Annotated in this window: 16 protein-coding genes; 6 read left to right on the top strand and 10 right to left on the bottom strand. The window is 73.1% G+C overall.

All coding sequences use genetic code 11. The annotated features are described in order from the left end of the window. Positions 1–18: 18 nt before the first annotated feature. Positions 19–759 (top strand): winged helix-turn-helix transcriptional regulator, encoded by a 741-nt coding sequence (locus JS521_RS12625; RefSeq protein ID WP_239487179.1) that lies wholly within the window; start codon positions 19–21, stop codon positions 757–759. A gap of 96 nt (positions 760–855) precedes the next feature. Beyond that, positions 856–1503: a nucleoside/nucleotide kinase family protein gene (locus JS521_RS12630; RefSeq protein WP_205082899.1), complete on the top strand. Its 648-nt coding sequence runs from the start codon at positions 856–858 to the stop codon at positions 1501–1503. A gap of 78 nt (positions 1504–1581) precedes the next feature. Here the strand turns inward: JS521_RS12630 and JS521_RS12635 are convergent, their stop codons facing one another. After that, positions 1582–2514: a carbohydrate kinase family protein gene (locus tag JS521_RS12635; protein ID WP_205082900.1), complete on the bottom strand. Its 933-nt coding sequence runs from the start codon at positions 2512–2514 to the stop codon at positions 1582–1584. Further along, on the bottom strand, positions 2511–3443 hold the full coding sequence (locus JS521_RS12640) for a pseudouridine-5'-phosphate glycosidase (protein WP_205082902.1): 933 nt from the start codon (positions 3441–3443) through the stop codon (positions 2511–2513). Before JS521_RS12640 ends, JS521_RS12635 begins: the two co-directional genes overlap by 4 nt. A gap of 105 nt (positions 3444–3548) precedes the next feature. On the opposite strand from JS521_RS12640, the gene JS521_RS12645 reads away from it, so the two are divergent. Further along, on the top strand, positions 3549–3911 hold the full coding sequence (locus tag JS521_RS12645; RefSeq protein WP_205082904.1) for a cupin domain-containing protein: 363 nt from the start codon (positions 3549–3551) through the stop codon (positions 3909–3911). Between the two features lie 183 nt (positions 3912–4094). On the opposite strand, the gene JS521_RS12650 is transcribed toward JS521_RS12645, so the two are convergent. The 3 genes from JS521_RS12650 to JS521_RS12660 all read right to left on the bottom strand — a co-directional run bounded on the left by JS521_RS12650 (position 4095) and on the right by JS521_RS12660 (position 7119). Next, the gene (locus JS521_RS12650; protein WP_372448578.1) at positions 4095–5297 is read right to left on the bottom strand and encodes an MFS transporter; all 1203 of its coding nucleotides are present in this window, start codon (positions 5295–5297) and stop codon (positions 4095–4097) included. A gap of 238 nt (positions 5298–5535) precedes the next feature. After that, positions 5536–6093, bottom strand: coding sequence for a methylated-DNA--[protein]-cysteine S-methyltransferase (locus JS521_RS12655; protein ID WP_205082907.1), 558 nt, complete (start codon positions 6091–6093; stop codon positions 5536–5538). 138 nt (positions 6094–6231) lie between these two features. Beyond that, entirely contained in the window at positions 6232–7119 is an 888-nt protein-coding gene (locus JS521_RS12660; RefSeq protein WP_205082908.1) for a glycerophosphodiester phosphodiesterase family protein, read from the bottom strand. A gap of 231 nt (positions 7120–7350) precedes the next feature. Between JS521_RS12660 and JS521_RS12665 the strand changes: the two genes are divergently transcribed. The 3 genes from JS521_RS12665 to JS521_RS12675 all read left to right on the top strand — a co-directional run bounded on the left by JS521_RS12665 (position 7351) and on the right by JS521_RS12675 (position 11143). After that, positions 7351–8181 (top strand): MHYT domain-containing protein, encoded by an 831-nt coding sequence (locus JS521_RS12665; protein WP_205082910.1) that lies wholly within the window; start codon positions 7351–7353, stop codon positions 8179–8181. Positions 8182–8220: 39 nt separating this feature from the next. Then, positions 8221–10350, top strand: coding sequence for an excinuclease ABC subunit UvrB (uvrB, locus tag JS521_RS12670; RefSeq protein WP_205082911.1), 2130 nt, complete (start codon positions 8221–8223; stop codon positions 10348–10350). Positions 10351–10564: 214 nt separating this feature from the next. Further along, positions 10565–11143, top strand: a complete 579-nt coding sequence (locus tag JS521_RS12675; protein WP_205082913.1) for a TerD family protein — start codon at positions 10565–10567, stop codon at positions 11141–11143. Positions 11144–11254: 111 nt separating this feature from the next. Here the strand turns inward: JS521_RS12675 and JS521_RS12680 are convergent, their stop codons facing one another. Genes JS521_RS12680 through JS521_RS12700 form a run of 5 tightly spaced genes read right to left on the bottom strand, consistent with a single transcriptional unit; the run spans position 11255 to position 16662 of the window. Beyond that, a complete protein-coding gene (locus tag JS521_RS12680; RefSeq protein ID WP_205082914.1) occupies positions 11255–12058 on the bottom strand; it encodes a DUF1295 domain-containing protein in 804 nt (267 codons plus the stop codon). After that, positions 12055–13410 carry a class I SAM-dependent methyltransferase gene (locus JS521_RS12685; protein WP_205082916.1) on the bottom strand — a complete coding sequence of 452 codons (1356 nt, stop codon included), beginning with the start codon at positions 13408–13410 and terminating at the stop codon, positions 12055–12057. Before JS521_RS12685 ends, JS521_RS12680 begins: the two co-directional genes overlap by 4 nt. Then, a complete protein-coding gene (locus JS521_RS12690) occupies positions 13407–14672 on the bottom strand; it encodes an SAM-dependent methyltransferase (RefSeq protein ID WP_205082918.1) in 1266 nt (421 codons plus the stop codon). Before JS521_RS12690 ends, JS521_RS12685 begins: the two co-directional genes overlap by 4 nt. Beyond that, positions 14669–15394 carry a DUF1365 domain-containing protein gene (locus JS521_RS12695; protein ID WP_372448577.1) on the bottom strand — a complete coding sequence of 242 codons (726 nt, stop codon included), beginning with the start codon at positions 15392–15394 and terminating at the stop codon, positions 14669–14671. Before JS521_RS12695 ends, JS521_RS12690 begins: the two co-directional genes overlap by 4 nt. Further along, on the bottom strand, positions 15388–16662 hold the full coding sequence (locus JS521_RS12700) for an NAD(P)/FAD-dependent oxidoreductase (protein WP_205082921.1): 1275 nt from the start codon (positions 16660–16662) through the stop codon (positions 15388–15390). The genes JS521_RS12695 and JS521_RS12700 overlap by 7 nt, the downstream gene beginning before the upstream one ends. Positions 16663–17246 lie beyond the last annotated feature (584 nt).

Below are 17246 nucleotides of genomic sequence, written 5' to 3' on the forward strand. Positions count from 1 at the left end.
ATGTCTAGACTGCGTCGCATGCCACGTCAGCAGCAGCCAGCAGAGCGTCCAGCAGCACGTTCAGCGGCCCGTCCCGTCCGTCGCCGGAGCTACGACCAGTTCGACGCCACCGCCCGCGCCCTCGACTCCGTCGGCGACCGGTGGACGCTGCTGATCGTCCGTGAACTGCTGGGCGGGCCGCGCCGGTACACGGACCTGCACGCCGATCTGCCGGGCGTCAGCACGGACGTGCTGGCCTCCCGCCTCAAGGACATGGAGCAGGGCGGACTGGCCCTGCGCCGCAAGCTGCCGCCCCCCTCGGCCGCGTCCGTCTACGAGCTGACCGAGCGCGGCCACGGCCTGCTGCCGGTGCTCACCGCCCTCGCCGCCTGGGGCGCGCCCGCGCTCGCCGAGCGCCGTCCGACCGACGCGGTGCGGGCCCACTGGTTCGCCCTGCCGCTGCTCGGCGCCCTCACCGGGCTCACCCGGGAGGGTGTCCTCGAAGTCCGGCTCGACGAGGGCGAGTTCCACCTCCGTATCGGTGCCCATGCCGGTCTCCACGTCGGTGGGGGAGCGAGGGCGGTGCTCCCGGGCGGCGAGGCGTACGGAGCGGTGTACGGCTACGGCCCCGCCGACTGTCCCGACGCCCGGATCGTCCTGGACGCGGAGGTCTGCCTGGAGCTCGCGCGGGGCGGGGCGACGTTCGCGGGGGCGGTGAAGGACGGCCGCGTGGAGGTGTCCGGCGAAGGCCCGCTCGCCGCCGAACTGCGGGGCGCCTGAACCTCCCGTACGGACGCGTCCTCAACCTCCTGCGCGGCAGCGTCCTCAACCTCCCGTACGGAAGCATCCTTCCCCCGGGGCGGCGATGATGGAGCCGTGCGACTCGAAGCGATCACCTGGGAACGGCTGGCCCGCGAACTGGCCCGGTACGGCGACGGACTGTCCGCCGACGACGGCGGGCCCTGGCTCGCCCTCGGCATCGACGGGGCGCCGGCCGCCCGCACCGGGGAGGCTGCCGAGCGCCTCGCCGAGGAACTCCGGCTGCTCGGCCGCTCGGTCCTCGTGGTCTCCACCGAGGGGTTCCTCCGCCCGGCGAGCCTGCGCTTCGAGTACGGCAAGCAGGACCCGGACGCGTACGTCGACAGCTGGTTGGACACCGGGGCGCTGTGGCGCGAGGTGTTCGGGCCGCTGGAGGCGGGCGGCTCGGGCCGGGTGCTACCCGATCTGTGGGATCCCGCGACGGACCGGGCCACCCGCACCCCGTACCACGCGCTGCCCGAGGGCGGGGTGGTCGTCGTGCACGGCCCGTTCCTGCTGGGGCACTGGTTCCCGTTCGCGCTCAGCGTCCATCTGCGGCTGTCACCGGGGGCGTTGCGGCGGCGGACGGCGGAGCCGGACCGCTGGACCCTGCCCGCCTTCGCCCGGTACGAGGACGAGGTGGCGCCCTCGGATCGGGCGCACGTGGTGGTCCGGGCGGACGATCCCGCGCACCCGGCCTGGTCGGGGCTGCCGGGGAGCGGGTGAACCGTGCGCCCCCGGCGGGCGGCGGCCCTCGGCGTACACGCGGTGCGGCGCCCGTTCGGAGTGGACCGGTGGCCGTTCTCAACGGGCCGGTGGCCGTTCTCGACGGGCCGGTGGCCGGCCGCCCACCGTGGCCACGGCCGCAGCCCCCGCCCGGCAGCCCTCGGCGGCCGCGGTCACCTCGTCCGCCCCTGCCAGCAGGGCGGCCAGGAACCCGCCCGTGAACGCGTCGCCCGCCCCCGTCGAGTCGACCGGCTCCCGCACGGGCGGGGCGGGCACGCGGCCGACGACCTCACCCCCGGCCGCCACCACGGCCCCCCGCGCGCCCAGGGTGACGACGACGCGCGGGAACCACCGGCTCAACTCGGCCGCCGCGGAACCGGTTTCGGGCAGCCCGGTGAGCAGCCGGGCCTCGTCCGCGTTCGGCAGCAGCAGCTCCGCGCCCTCCGCGAACTCCAGGAACCGCTTCGGTCCCAGCTCGCCGAGAAATCCGGCCGACGCCGGATCGACGCTCACCGGAATCCCCCGCTCCACGGCGGTGCGGACGGCGAGGAGAGCGGCGGCCCGGCTCGACGGCGCGAAGAGGAGGTAGCCGGAGAGATGCAGCCCCCCGACTTCCTCCAGCATCGACGGCGCGAAGTCGTCGGAGGCGAGCCGCAGTACCGCACCGGCGTCGGTCAGGAACGTTCGCTCGGCATCCGCGTCGACCAGGGCGATGACCGTCGCCGTCGGAACCTCCTCGTCCACCGCCAGGAACGCCCGCACCCCCGCCCGCTCCAACGCCTCCCGGTGCCAGTCGGCGGACCACGCCCCGGCCCGGGCGAGCAGCCGCACGTCGGCACAGCCCGAACGCACCGCCCAACAGGCGACGTTGGCCCCCGCGCCGCCCGGCAGGGTCCGGATCCGGGCCGACGTGTCCGTACCGTGCGCGAGCGCCGACCCGTACCGCGCCACCACGTCCGTGACCACTTCCCCCACCACCAGGAGTCCGCCGCCCGCCGCCGGACGGTTCACCGGGCGGCCGCCGCGACGGCGATCGACGCCGCGAGCGCCACGTTTCCGCGTACGGCCGCGAGGTTCGCCTCCAGCGACGCGCCCTCGGTCCGCCGCATCAGCTGGTCCAGCAGGAAGGGCGTGACCCCCTGCCCCGAGATGCCCCGCTCGCGGCACGCGTCCAGCGCCTCCGCCAGCACCCGGTCGTGCAGCGCCGGATCCAACTGGTCCTCCTCCGTTACGGGGTTGGCGACGATCAGCGCGGCCGCCGGGCCGCCCAGGGCCTCCTTCGCCCGGATCACCTCCACCACCTCCTCGGGGCTGTGCACCGTCCAGTCGACGGGCTCGCCGGAGCTGCTCAGGTAGAAGCCGGGGAAGTGCCCGGTGCCGTAGCCGACGATGCCGACGCCGAGGGTCTCCAGCCGCTGGAGGGTCGCCGGGACGTCGAGGATCGACTTCACCCCCGCGCAGACCACGGTGATCCCGGTGCGGGCGAGCAACCGCAGATCGGCCGACTCGTCCTGGTCGTAGGCCCATTCCCGGTGTACGCCGCCGAGCCCGCCGGTCGCGAAGACGCCGACGCCCGCCCGCGCCGCCAGGAACGCCGTGGCGGACACCGTGGTCGCCCCGCTCGCCCCGGAGGCGAGTGCCGGGGCGAGATCGCGGTGCCCCAGCTTGCGTACCGCGGGGTCGCCGGCGATCCGCTCCAACTGGTCCTCGCCGAGGCCCACATGGGCCCGGCCGTCCAGGACGGCGACGGTGGCCGGGACCGCCCCGGCCGACCGGACGAGCCCCTCCAGCTCCCGGGCCACGGACAGGTTGCGGGGGCGCGGCAGACCGTGCGCGATGATCGTCGACTCCAGTGCCACGACGGGCAGACCGGTGCTCAGAGCCGCGCGCACCTCCGCCGAAAGCACCGGCTCGTAGGGACCTGGTGAGTTCTGAGGCATGCCCCCATCCCTGTCGCGGGCGGGAGGGCCGCAAACCACGGACGGACGTCCCGCGGCGGGTCCTGGTCGCCGGATGGCCGGAAGCGGTCGCTAAGGTGACCGGCCATGACGACATATGACCAGGTCCCCGCCTCCTTCGCCGTGCACATCCCGGACGCCGAGCTCGTACCGGAACCCCTCGATCCGGCGCAGATCGTGTCCGGAGACCCCGTGGTGACGGGCAAGGTGCTGTGGGAATCGGCGGACGGACAGCAGATCCGTGGGATCTGGCAGATCACGCCCGGCGTGGTCACCGACACCGAGGCGAACGAGCTGTTCGTGGTCGTCAGCGGCCGGGCGACGGTCGCGGTCGAGGGCGGGGCGACGCTGGAGATCGGCCCGGGCGACGCCTGCGTCCTGCGCGAGGGCGACCGGACGACCTGGACCGTTCACGAGACGCTGCGCAAGGCGTACCACATCAGCCTCTGACGTCCGGTGGTCGCCGCTGTGACCGTGTCGGTGGCCGGGTGGCCGGGTGGCTGTTGTCCGGATGGCCGGGGTGGCCGGGGTGGCTTTCGTCCGCGGCCGGGGCGTCCGCAGCCGGGCCGTTCGTGGCCGGTCGTTCGCAGCCGGGTCGTCCGCGGCCCGGGCGGCCACGGCCCGGGCCGTGCGTCAGCCGCCGGCCGCTCCCGGCCGTCGCAGGCTCCGGCGCAGGGCGAGCGCGGCGACCGGCAGCAGCAGCGCGGCGCCGATCGCGTTGAGGGGGCCGTACCCCCACTGGGCGACGATGACCCCGGCCGTCGCCCCGCCGATGCCCGCCGCCGCGTTCATGGTCAGGTCCGACAACCCCTGCACCGCGGCCTGGGCGGACTGCGGCACCGCGTCGGTGAGCAGCGCCGAACCGGCGATCATCCCCGCCGACCAGCCGAGGCCCAGGACGAACAGGCCCGCGGCGGTCTGCCCGTGCCGCGGCCCGGCGGTGCCCGCGAGCAGCGCGGCGAGGCTCAGCAGCCCTACGGCCAGACCGATCACCGAGAGCCGCCCGAACCGGTCGGCCAGCCATCCCATCACCGGCGAGAACGCGTACATGCCCGCGATGTGGCCGCTGATGACGAGCCCGATCAACTGGAGATCGGCACCGTGCCGGCTCAGGTCGACCGGGGTCATGACCATGATCGACACCATGGCGGTGTGCGACACGGTGACCGTCACCAGGGCCAGCCGCGCCATCGGCGACTCCCGTACGGCCTCGATCCCGGCGCGCAGGGAGCGCTTCGGCGGCCCCGCCGGGCCCTTGGGGGCCAGGGCGCGGGCGGTGAGGAGCGGATCAGGGCGCAGCGCGAGCGCGACGACGAGACCGGCGAGCAGGAACACGGCGGCCGAACACAGAAAGGGCCCGGCTGCCTCGGGCACCGGCGTACCGCGGAACAGCCGGCTCGCCGGGGCCGAGATGTTGGGGCCCAGGACCGAGCCGATCGTGGTGGCCCAGACGACGGTGGAGATCGCCCGCCCCCGCCGCCCCGGCCCCACCAGGTCGGCGGCCGCGAACCGCGCCTGGAGCCCGGCCAGCGACCCCGCGCCGAACCCGGCCATGCCGAGCAGCAGCAGCGGGAAGCTCGGCAGCATCGTGGCGAGGACGATCAGGCCACCGCCCAGCGCACCGATCAGATACGCGAGCACCAGACCGGACCGGCGGCCCCGTGCGGTCATCAGAGCGGCCAGCGGCAGCGACAGCAGAGCCGTGCCGAGGACGGACGCGGTCGGCGCCAGTCCGGACAGCGCCTCCGATCCGCTCACCTCGGAGGCCAGCATCGGGGCCAGGGCGATGCCGATGGCGACGCCGAGGCCGCCGAGTATCTGGCTGACGACGAGCACGGCCGACGTCCGGCGCTGGAGAGCGGGCAGGCCGACGGCCGGGACCTGGGGGAGGGAGAGGGGTCGGGTCACCGGCGCAGTGTGCCACCGCCCGGCGGCCGCAGTGCACCCGGGCGGGTGAATCCAGCCCGCCCCACGATGACCGGCAACTGCGGCAGCCCCAGGAACTACCGACACCTGCGGCAGGACCGCCCGGGCGACGGCGGCGGTTCGACGGCAGGCAGTTCGACGGCAGGCCCTAGAACAGCGGCTGCGGCAGCACCCCCTCCAGTGCCAGCAGTTGCCGCTTGGTCTCCAGGCCGCCGCCGAATCCGCCCAGACCCCCGTCGCTCTCCACCACCCGGTGGCACGGCACCACCACCGGCAGCGGATTGGCCCCCATGGCTGCGCCCACCGCCTGCGCCCCCTCCGGCCGGCCCACCCGCGCGGCCAGCTCGCCGTACCCGACGACCGTCCCGTAGGGCACCCCGGACGCCAGCTCGCGGAGCACCTCGCGGTGGAAGCCGGAGGCCAGCGACCAGTCCAGATCGAGGGTGAAATCCTGCCGCCCGCCCGCGAGGTACGCCGCGAGCTCACGTATGGGCTCGGCGAGCCGGGCCGAACCGGGCGCCTCCACCGGCTCCGCGCCGAACCGGGTCCGCAAGCGTTCGAGGACCGCGTCCCGCACGGCGGGGCGGGCGTGGAAGGCCACGTTCACCAGACCGGCCCCGGTCGCCGCGAGCAGCAGCGGGCCGATGCCGCTGTCCACCACGGCCCACTCGACGACCGGCTCTCCACCGACCCCGTAACTGTCCATGCCGACCACCGTACGACCCGCCACTGACAGCGACGGGCCGGTCGGTGAAAAGCCCGGAAGACCGGAAGACCGGAAGACCGGAAGGCCAGAAGGCCAGAAGGCCAGAAGGCCAGAAGGCCGGAAGGCCGCCGCGCCGCCTCAGCTCGTCGCGTCGCGCACCACGTCGGGGAAGTTGGTGATGATGCCGTCGACCCCGTAGTCACGGGCCTTCACCGCGTCCGCTGCCTTGTTGACCGTCCACGTGTTCACCCGCAGACGCTTGCCGTGCGGGCCCTTGAGCCGCTGGACGGCCGCCACGTAGTCGGCGCCGATCGTCGCGTAGGAGGGGTTGATCTGATCGGTGAACGCCGCGTACGAGGGCAGGTCGGCCACCGCCGGGGTTCCCAGGAAGCCGGTCGTGATGTCGGGGCGCAGGGTGTGCACCTTCTTCACGCTGTCGGCGCCGAAGCTCTGGATGACCAGCCGGTCCCGTACGTGGGAGCGGTCCAGCCACCCCGAGCGGCCGAGCGTCCGGATGATGTCCCGCTCGATGCCCGGGTAGGTCGCCGGGCTCTTGATCTCCAGGAGCAGCTTCTGCCGGTTGCGCTCCATCCGGTGCAGGAACTGGGTGAGCGTCGGGATCCGGGCCCCGGTGAACTCGCTGCCGAACCAGCTGCCCGCGTCGAGCTTCGCCAGCTCCGCAGCGGTGAAGTCCTTGACCGCCCAGGGGGCCCGGTCGGGGAAGACCTCCTCGACGTCCGTGGTGCGCTTCAGATCGGTGTCGTGCAGCACGACGAGCACCCCGTCGCGGCTGCGGTGGACGTCGTTCTCGACCCAGTCGATGCCGAGCGCGTCCGCGGCGTCGACGGCGGCGAGGGTGTTCTCCGGCGCGTAGCCCGACGCCCCCCGGTGGGCCACGACGACCGGGTTCGCCCGCTGCGCGGAGACCTGGTCCGGAGCCTCGGGCCGGTCGGCGGGCAGCAGCAGGGCGCCGGTGCCGATCAGGACGGCGGCCGTGGTGGAAGCGGTTGCGGTGCGGATGAACACGGGGACTCCTCACGTCGGGAGTGTGCGGACACGCAGAGAGTGACAGCGGCCCGCCAACGCCCGGCGGGGCGGCGATGGCCATGACATGAACGGAACCTTCGGTCCCGGGGACCACCGCCTCGGCACGGCACCCGGCCGTGCCGATAAAATGCGTCTTCTTTTGTCTGTCTGCCGGGACTTGCCCCTTGGGGATCCTCCTCGAACCCGGGCATTCTCGAAAGGGCCACGCGCATGCAAGGAACAGTCGACGGATTCACCTACGGCCTGGTGACTCCGGTCGCGGCATTCCTCATGGCCGCCCTGGGAGCCGCCCTCGGGCTCCGCTGCACCACCAGGTCCCTGCACGCCGCACGCTCCTACCGGGCCGGCTGGCTGGCCCTGGGCTCGTTGTCCATCGGCTCCGGGGTGTGGACCATGCACTTCGTCGCGATGACAGGCTTCACCGTCCAGGAGACGCCGATCTCCTACGACAGGCCCCTCACCTTCGCGGGCCTGGCCTTGGCCGTCGTGATGGTCGGCATCGGCATCTTCATTGTCGGGTACCGGGGCGCGACCCGCATGGCGTTGATCACGGGCGGCACCATCACCGGCCTCGGCATCGCCTCGATGCACTACCTCGGCATGGCCGGCATGCGTATGGACGCGCGGTTCGCGTACGACACGCCCCTCGTCGTCCTCTCGGTGCTCATCGCCGGGGCCGCCGCCACGGGCGCGCTGTGGGCGGCCGTCACCCTCCGGGGCGCCCTCTCCGGCCTCGGCGCGAGCATCCTGATGGCCGTCGCGGTGACCGGGATGCACTACACCGGCATGGCCGCGCTCGACGTGCACCTGCACCTGCCGCCCACCCTGCCGTCCGACCTGTCCGCGGTCCTGCCCGGCGACCGGCCCGCCGAGATGATCGGCCCGATGCTGGTGGGCCCCGGCTGCTTCCTGCTCCTCGCCGCCGTGGTGCTCCTGTTCGACCCCGGGGCGGTGACGGGCGAACCCGGCCCGGACCCGCGCGCCGGACGGCCGCTGCGGGGCCCCGCCCGCGGGGGGGCGGGCGGGGCCCGGTACCGCTGATCCGAGGCCGTTGTCAGTGGGGGGCCGTACGGTGGTTGCATGCGGCCCGTTTCCAAGATCGAACGTTCGGTGCGGCCTTTCGAGGTCGTCAGTCCCTACCAGCCCAGCGGCGACCAGCCGGCGGCCATCGCCGAGCTGGAGCGGCGAATCCGCGCCGACGAGAAGGACGTCGTCCTGCTCGGCGCGACCGGCACCGGCAAGTCGGCGACCACCGCCTGGATGATCGAGAAGCTGCAGCGCCCCACCCTGGTGATGGCGCCCAACAAGACGCTCGCCGCCCAGCTGGCCAACGAGTTCCGTGAGCTCCTCCCGAACAACGCGGTGGAGTATTTCGTCTCGTACTACGACTACTACCAGCCCGAGGCGTACGTCCCGCAGTCGGACACCTACATCGAGAAGGACTCCTCCATCAACGAGGAGGTCGAGCGACTGCGCCACTCCGCGACGAATTCGCTGCTCACCCGGCGTGACGTCGTCGTGGTCGCCTCCGTCTCCTGCATCTACGGTCTCGGTACGCCCCAGGAGTACGTGGACCGCATGGTCCAGCTCAAGGTCGGCGAGGAGATCGACCGCGACCAGCTGCTGCGCCGCTTCGTCGAGATGCAGTACAGCCGCAACGACCTGGCCTTCACCCGCGGCACCTTCCGGGTCCGGGGCGACACCATCGAGATCTTCCCGGTCTACGAGGAGCTCGCCGTCCGCATCGAGATGTTCGGCGACGAGATCGAGGCGCTGTCCACGCTCCACCCGCTGACCGGCGAGATCATCAGCGAGGACCCCACGGTCCACGTCTTCCCCGCCAGCCACTACGTCGCCGGCCCCGAGCGCATGGAGAAGGCCGTCAGCGGCATCGAGCAGGAGCTGGAACAGCGCCTGGCCGAGCTGGAGAAGCAGGGCAAGATGCTGGAGGCCCAGCGCCTGCGCATGCGCACCACGTACGACATCGAGATGCTCCGCCAGATCGGCACCTGCTCCGGAGTCGAGAACTACTCGATGCACTTCGACGACCGCGCCCCCGGCACCGCCCCCAACACCCTCCTCGACTACTTCCCGGACGACTTCCTCCTCGTCCTGGACGAGTCCCACGTCACTGTCCCGCAGATCGGCGCGATGTACGAGGGCGACGCCTCCCGCAAGCGGACCCTCGTGGACCACGGCTTCCGGCTGCCGTCCGCCATGGACAACCGGCCGCTGAAGTGGGAGGAGTTCCTGAAGCGGATCGACCAGACGGTGTACCTCTCCGCCACCCCGGGGAAGTACGAGCTCTCGCGCGGCGACGGGTTCGTCGAGCAGATCATCCGCCCCACCGGTCTCGTCGACCCCGAGGTCGTGGTCAAGCCCACCGAGGGCCAGATCGACGACCTGGTCCACGAGATCCGCAAGCGCACCGAGCGCGACGAGCGGGTCCTGGTCACCACGCTCACCAAGAAGATGTCGGAGGACCTCACCGACTATTTCCTGGAGCTCGGCATCCAGGTCCGCTATCTGCACAGCGACGTCGACACCCTGCGCCGCATCGAGCTGCTGCGCGAGCTGCGCTCCGGCGAGTACGACGTGCTCGTCGGCATCAACCTCCTGCGCGAGGGCCTCGACCTCCCCGAGGTGTCCCTCGTGGCCATCCTCGACGCCGACAAGCAGGGCTTCCTGCGCTCCGGCACCTCGCTCATCCAGACCATCGGCCGCGCCGCCCGTAACGTCTCCGGCCAGGTCCACATGTACGCCGACAAGATCACCCCGGCCATGGCCCAGGCGATCGACGAGACGAACCGCCGCCGCGAGAAGCAGATCGCCTACAACACCGAGCGGGGCATCGACCCGCAGCCGCTGCGCAAGAAGATCAACGACATCGTCGCGACCATCGCCCGCGAGGAGATCGACACCGAGCAGCTCCTCGGCACCGGCTACCGCCAGGGCAAGGAGACCAAGGCCCCGGTCCCGGCGCTCGGTGGCAAGGCCGCCAAGGGCGGGGCGAAGGGCAAGGCCGCCAAGCCCGGCGCGGTGCTCAGCGACCGGCCCGCCACCGAACTGGCCGGGATCATCGAGGAGATGACCGAGCGGATGCGGGCCGCCGCCGCGGATCTGCAGTTCGAGGTGGCCGCCCGGCTGCGCGACGAGGTCGGCGAACTGAAGAAGGAACTGCGTCAGATGAAGGAAGCGGGCATGGCCTGATCCCGACGCCCGTCGCCGGTGAGATCGCCGGTGCCGGGCCGGTCCCGTCGCCGGCGACCGACACCGTTTCCACCGCACCGGGCGGGCCGCGCCGGGTGTGTTGCAAGACCGACACGAAAACGGACCGAACCTGCTGCCGCCCGGGGTGGAATGCGTAGGGTGCGGGGAAACCGCACACGGATGGTTGCGGGGCAATGCCGAGAGGGGACAGCGCGTGACGGTCAATATGACCAAGGGTCAGGCCATCAGCCTGCAGAAGAGCGACGGGGGAACCCTGACCGCGGTACGGATGGGGCTCGGCTGGCAGGCGGCTCCGCGCCGTGGCCTGTTCGGTTCGCGTACCCGCGAGGTCGACCTGGACGCCTCGGCGGTGCTCTTCGCCGACAAGCAGCCGGTCGACGTCGTGTTCTTCCGCCACCTCGTCAGCGATGACGGCTCGGTCAAGCACACCGGCGACAACCTGGTCGGCGGCGCTGGCTCCGGCGGCGACGACGAGGCCATCCTCGTCGACCTCCAGCGTGTGCCGGTCCACATCGACCAGATCGTCTTCACGGTGAACTCCTTCACCGGGCAGACGTTCCAGGAGGTGCAGAACGCCTTCTGCCGCATCGTCGACGAGACCAACGGCCAGGAGCTCGCCCGGTACACGCTCGACGGCGGCGGCCAGTACACCGCGCAGATCATGGCGAAGGTGCACCGCGCGGGCACCGGATGGCAGATGACGGCCCTCGGGAACCCGGCCAACGGCCGCACGTTCCAGGACCTGATGCCGTCGATCCTCCCGCACCTGTAGGACCCGGACCGGCAGTCCGGCAGGGCCGGCGCCGAAACGGTCAGGGGCCGGGGCCCCCGGCCCCCCCCCCCCGGCGCGGGCCCCCCCCCCCCCCCCCCCCCCCCCGCGTCCTCACACCCGGCGCGGCGGCCGCGGGAAAAAGCCGCTCGTCCGGGCCCGGTACGCGTCGAACCCGGGCCGGTCGGCCATGTGCCGCTCCAGCAGGGCCGCGCCGCTGCCCTTGGTCAGCAGGAAGGTCATCACCAGGGGGGCCACGACGGTGGCGGCAGCGGCGGCAGGAGCCTGGCAGACGAAGAGGAAGAGGCCCCACCAGACGCAGAAGTCACCGAAGTAGTTCGGATGGCGGGTCCAGGACCACAGCCCCCGGTCCATGATCTTCCCCTTGTTGGCGGGGTCGGACTTGAACCGGGCGAGCTGGGCGTCACCGATCGCCTCGAAGGCCAGCCCGACCGCCCACAGCAGGACCCCCGCCCACGCCCACCAGGCCAGCGGCGCGGTGAGGTACTGGGCGGCCTGGACCGGGAGCGAGACGAGCCAGACCAGCGCGCCCTGGAGCAGGTACACCTTGCGCAGGGCGTACAGCTGGGGGTTGCCGGGGGCCTTGGCCAGCATCTTCTCGTAGCGCGGGTCCTCCCCGTGGCCCTTCCCGCGCCGCCCGATGTGGATCGCGAGGCGCAGCCCCCAGATCACGGTCAGCGCGGTGACGAGCAGTCGGCGGGCGTCGTCGCCCTCGCCCGCCGAGAGGCCGTAGGAGACCAGCGCGACGGCGGCGAACCCGATGCCCCAGGCGACGTCGACGATCCGGTGCACGCCCTTCTTCAGGGCGACGGCGAAGGTGACGAGCATGACGCCGAGGGCGGCGACGGCCGCGCCCGCGAGCCCGCTCGCGAACGCGGCCCAGCCGAAGCCGCTCACCGGCCCTCCTCCGGGCCGGCGTCCGGTGCGTACCAGTCGCGCCGGGTGGCCGGCATCGCGGCCGAGCCGACCCGGTCGGGCCGTACGGAGAGGATCTGGTCGACGCCCATCCGCCGTTCCTCGAACGCGAGCGCGCCGCCGACGAGATAGAGCCGCCACACCCGCGCGGTCTCCTCCCCCACCATGGCGACGAACTCGCTCCAGCGCTCCTCCAGCGTGCGCCGCCAGGCCTCCACCGTCCACACATAGTGCTCGCGCAGGGATTCGACGTCGCGGACCTCCAGCCCCGAGCCCTCCAGCAGACCGACGGTCTCGCCGACCGGCCGCATGTGCATGTCGGGGGCGATGTAGGACTCGATGAACGCGCCGCCACCCGGGGCGGTCGTCCCCCGCGACATCTGCTGGACCAGCACCCGCCCGCGCGGCCGCAGGGAGTCGTGCAGGATCCGGGTGAACGCGGGGTACTCGGCGTCCCCGACGTGCTCGCCCATCTCGATGGTGGACACGGCGTCGTACGCGCCCCGGGTCTCGGGCCGCTCCGCGATGTCCCGGTAGTCGATGTTCAGCACCTCGACGAGATCGCCGAGCCCACGGCTCTCGACCTGCTGCCGTACGTACGCGGCCTGTTCGGCGGCGAGGGTGACGGCGGTGACGCGGACGCCGTGGCGCTCGGCCGCGTACAGGGTCAGCGAACCCCAGCCGCAGCCCACGTCCAGCAGCCGGGAGCCGGGCCGCAGTCCGAGCTTGCGGCAGATCAGCTCCAGCTTGTCGCGCTGCGCATCGGCCGGGCCGTAGCCGGGTGCGTCGCTGGTCCAGTAGCCGCAGGAGTACGCCATCGTCTCGTCGAGGAGCAGGGCGTAGAAGGCGTTGGACAGGTCGTAGTGGTGGCTGATCGCCGCCCGGTCGCGGGCCTTGCTGTGCAGGGCCCCGCTCAGTCCGGCGCGGGCGGCGGGCACCGGCGGCCGGGGGCCGACCGCGCCGAGGCGCAGGGCGAGGCCGGCCGCCTTGAGCCGGTCTGCGAGGGCGGGCGAGGGCGCGGTGAGGCCGCGTTCGCGCACGGCGCGGCGCATGGCGCGCAGCCCGTCGCCGAGGTCGGCGTCGAGGTCGATGTCGCCGGTGATGTAGGCCTCGGCGAGGCCGATTTCGCCCGGCTCCCACAGCAGTCGGCGCAGGGCTCTGCGGGTCCGCACATGAACGGTGGGGGCGTCCCGGGGACCGGTCTCGCTGCCGTCCCACATCCGTACCCGGACCGGCAGTCCGCCGCCGAGGAACCGCTCGATCAGCGGTTCGACGCGCTGGGCGGCCCCGGTCGGGGTGCGCCGGGCGGGGGGCCTGGTGGCGGAGGTGGTCACGCCGTCTCCTCACGGGTCAGCAGCAGCTGCTGCACATCGAGATAGCCGGAGCGGAAGCCCGCTTCGGAGTACGCGAGGTAGAAGGTCCACATCCGGCGGAAGACGGCGTCGAAGCCGAGGGCGTCGACCTCGGCCGCCCGTCCGGTGAACCGCTCGCGCCACAGGCGGAGCGTTTCGGCGTAGTGCGCGCCGAAGCGGATGCGCTGGGTGGTGCGCAGGCTCGTGCGTCCGGTGGTGATCCGCTCCACGGCCTCGGTGGAGGGCAGCAGTCCGCCGGGGAAGATGTACTTGTGGATCCAGGTGTACGTGGATCGGCTGGCGCGCAGCCGGTCGTCGGGCATGGTGATGGCCTGGAGGGCGACCCGGCCGCCGGGGGCGAGCAGCCGGTCCAGGGTCTCGAAGTAGACCGGCCAGAACTCCTCGCCGACCGCCTCGACCATCTCGACGCTGACGATGGCGTCGTAGTCGCCGGTGACATGGCGGTAGTCGCTCAGCCGCACCTCGACGCGGTCCTCGAATCCGGCCTCGCGGATACGGGCGAGAGCGAGGGTGCGCTGCTCGGCGGAGAGGGTGACGGTGACGACCCGGGCGCCGCGGGCGGCCGCACGGATGGCCAGTTCGCCCCAGCCGGTGCCGATCTCCAGGAGACGGGTGCCCTCGGTGACCCCGGCGGCATCCAGCAGCCGGTCGATCTTGCGGTGCTGGGCGGCGGGCAGCAGGTCGTGGTCGGCGGGGAAACCGCGGAAGACGGCGGAGGAGTACGAGAGCGTCTCGTCGAGGAAGAGGGCGAACAGCTCGTTGGACAGGTCGTAGTGGTGGCTGATGTTGTCCCGGGAGCCCTCGGGGGTGTTCATCTGCGCGGCGGGCCTGCGCAGATGCCAGATGCCGCGCAGGCGTTGCAGGGAGCGGGGGACGAGGTCGGCGGCGTTGTCGGCGAGGACGGTCAGCACGGCGACGAGGTCCGGCGCGTCCCACTCGCCGGCCATGTAGGACTCGCCGAAGCCGATGAGTCCGCTCGCCCCGATCCGCCGGAAGAAGGCGTCGGGGTCGCGGATGTCCATGAGCGGTCCGCCGAGGCCGATGTCGCCTTGGCCCGCGAGCCGGGCGCGCAGGGGGAGACCGCCGAGCGCGCGGCGGACGATGCGTTCGGCGACGGCGGTCCGGGCGCGGGACACCCGGGGCAGGGTGACGATGTCGGGCCAGCGTTCCGGGTCGGTCCCGGGGGTGTGCTCTGCCGGCAGCGCCGAGGTGGGAGCGGTCACTGCATGCCTTCCTGTGTGCGGTGAGGGGGACGGGGTTGCACGGGGAGTCCGCGCAGGTAGAGCCGGATTCCGTGCAGGCGGATCGCGGCGGAGACAAGGATGGTGGAGAGGGGGTGGCGCAGGGCGAGGCGCACCAGCTGGCGCGGTGTGGCGGGGCGGCGCCCACCGCGTACGGTCGCGGTGAACGGGCGGCCCCCCTCCCGCTCCAGATGGATGCTCAGGTCGAGACGCGCCCCGGGCTCGGGCAGCCGCATCCGGTAGCCGCCGTCCACGGGGAAGAACGGCGAGACGTAGAACTCCTTGCCGGTAACGGCTCGGTCATTCCCGTCGGGGCGCAGAAGGTAGCCGTGGCGTCCGCCGTACGTGTTGTGCACCTCGGCGACGACGCAGAGGGGACTGCCGTCGGCGCGGTGGCACCAGTAGACGGTGATCGGGTTGAAGACGTACCCGAACACCCGGGCCTGGGTCAGCATGGTGACGGTGCCGTCGCCCAGCTCCACGTCCCGGGCCCGCAGGAAGCGCTCCAGACCGTCCCGGATGGTGGGGGCGGTGCCGGCGAAGTGGTCGCGGGCATCGAACCGGGCCAGCGGCCGCAGGGCGCGCGGCAGCCGGGGCGGCCGGTCGGGGTCGATCAGCCACAGATACGTCCGGTGCCGGAACGCGTACTTCGTGGGCCGGTTCCGTACGTGCGTGATGGTGCACGGGTAGAGGGCGTTCACCACCGCACCCCCAGGGCGGCGGCGGCCTCGACCCCCGAACGGCAGCCGTCCTCGTGGAACCCCCAGCCGTGGTACGCCCCCGCGTAGGCGGTGACGGGGCCGGACAGGGCGGGCAGCCGGCCCTGGGCCGCGACCGACTCCGGGGTGTAGACGGGGTGCTCGTAGACCATGCGGGCGCGGACGGTGTGCGGGTCGACCCGGTCGGAGCCGTTCAGCGTGACGACGAAGGTGTCCGGGGCGTCGAGCCGCTGGAGCCGGTTCATGTCGTAGCTGACGGTGACCCGGTCGGCGTCGGCGGCGCAGGAGGGCATCAGGTAGTTCCAGGAGGCCCTGGCCCCCCGGGCGCGCGGCAGCAGGGCGGTGTCCGTGTGGAGCAGGGTGGGGTTGCGGGAGTACCGGAACGCGCCGAGCGTGCTGCGCTCGGCGTCGGTCGGGTCGGCGAGCATCCGCAGCGCCTGGTCGGGGTGGGTGGCGATGACGACGGAGTCGTACGGGGTGGTCGTGCCGTCCTCCGTGGTGACCTCGACGCCGTCCGCGTGCCGGGTGATGGCGCGTACCGGGGTGGCAATGTGCACGGTGGTGAGCTGTTTGACCACACGGTCGACGTAGGAGCGCGAGCCGCCGGTGACGGTGCGCCAGACCGGGGAGTTCCCGATGGTGAGCATGCCGTGGTGGTCGAGGAAGCGGAAGAGATAGCGGGCCGGGTAGCGCAGGGCGGTGACCGGGTCGCAGGACCAGACGGCGGAGACCATCGGGGTGAGGAAGTGGGCGTGGAAGTACGGCGAGAACCGCCCGCGCCGGGCGAACTCCCCCAGCGTCATCCCGCTCGCTCCGCTCTCCGGCAGCGTGAGCACGGCCCGGGCGGCGCGGTGGAAGCGCGGCACCTCGGCGAGCATCCGCAGATAGCGTCCGCGCACGGCGGAGCCCGGCTGGGCGAAGAGCCCGGCGGGCCCACGGGCCCCCGCGTACTCCAGGCCGCACCCCTCGCACCGCACGGACATCGACATCTCGGACTCCTGGGTGGCGACGCCCAGTTCGTCGAAGAGCCGCAGCAGACGGGGGTAGGTCCGCCGGTTGTGCACGATGAACCCGGAGTCGACGCGGTGCACCCGCCCGTCGGACGCGCCCAGGTCGTGGGTGTGGGCGTGGCCCCCGAGGCGGTCGTCGGCTTCGTACAGCGTCACCTCATGAGCGTCCCGGAGAACGTGGGCGGCGGTCAGTCCCGCCACCCCGGCCCCCACCACGGCCGTCCGCCGCCGTTCCCCTGCCATTCCGGCTCCCTCCGGTCCTTCCGCACTGGTCGGAGCGCTGTTGGAGCGCTCCTCACCCCCTATTCGTGGCCGTCGGCCGAAAGGATTGGTCGATCATCGACTCTGCTCCGAACGAGTGAATGAGCTCTCGGGACCAATCCGCCGACCGACCGGCGCCGAACCCCCTGTGTGAGAACGGACCGGAACGAGGCGAGGACGGACGGGGCACATCTGCCCCGTCCGTCCGGCCCTGCGCGAACGGACGGGGCACACCTGCTCCTTCCGTCCCGCCCGGGGCGGACGGATCGGGCACACCCGCTCCGGCGGTTCCGCTCGGCGCGTGTCGTGGTCGCCGCGCCCGGCGGCCCGGCCGCCGGATGCGGGGTGTGCCGCCCCCGGCCGGCGCCGCGGCCCAGCGCCGCCCGGGCGGGCGCCGCCGGCGCCCCCCCCCCGGGGGGGGGGGGGGGGCCGCCCCCCCCCGCGGGGGGGGGGGCGGGGGGGGGGGGGGGGGCCCCCCCCCCCGGGGCCCCCGGGGGGGGGGGGGGGGGGCCCCCCCCGCGCCGCCCCGGTACGCCGTACGGGACCGGCCGGCGCCGGTCCCGTAC

It is taken from the genome of Streptomyces durocortorensis (genome assembly GCF_016901035.1).
GTDB lineage: Bacteria > Actinomycetota > Actinomycetes > Streptomycetales > Streptomycetaceae > Streptomyces > Streptomyces durocortorensis.

What these genes read in the sequence shown, in the direction of transcription:
- JS521_RS12625 (WP_239487179.1), top strand. Translation starts at nt 19, where the DNA reads ATGCCACGTCAGCAGCAGCCAGCAGAGCGTCCAGCAGCACGTTCAGCG.
- JS521_RS12640 (WP_205082902.1), bottom strand. Translation starts at nt 3,443, where the DNA reads ATGCCTCAGAACTCACCAGGTCCCTACGAGCCGGTGCTTTCGGCGGAG.
- JS521_RS12645 (WP_205082904.1), top strand. Translation starts at nt 3,549, where the DNA reads ATGACGACATATGACCAGGTCCCCGCCTCCTTCGCCGTGCACATCCCG.
- JS521_RS12655 (WP_205082907.1), bottom strand. Translation starts at nt 6,093, where the DNA reads ATGGACAGTTACGGGGTCGGTGGAGAGCCGGTCGTCGAGTGGGCCGTG.
- JS521_RS12665 (WP_205082910.1), top strand. Translation starts at nt 7,351, where the DNA reads ATGCAAGGAACAGTCGACGGATTCACCTACGGCCTGGTGACTCCGGTC.
- uvrB (WP_205082911.1), top strand. Translation starts at nt 8,221, where the DNA reads ATGCGGCCCGTTTCCAAGATCGAACGTTCGGTGCGGCCTTTCGAGGTC.
- JS521_RS12700 (WP_205082921.1), bottom strand. Translation starts at nt 16,662, where the DNA reads ATGGCAGGGGAACGGCGGCGGACGGCCGTGGTGGGGGCCGGGGTGGCG.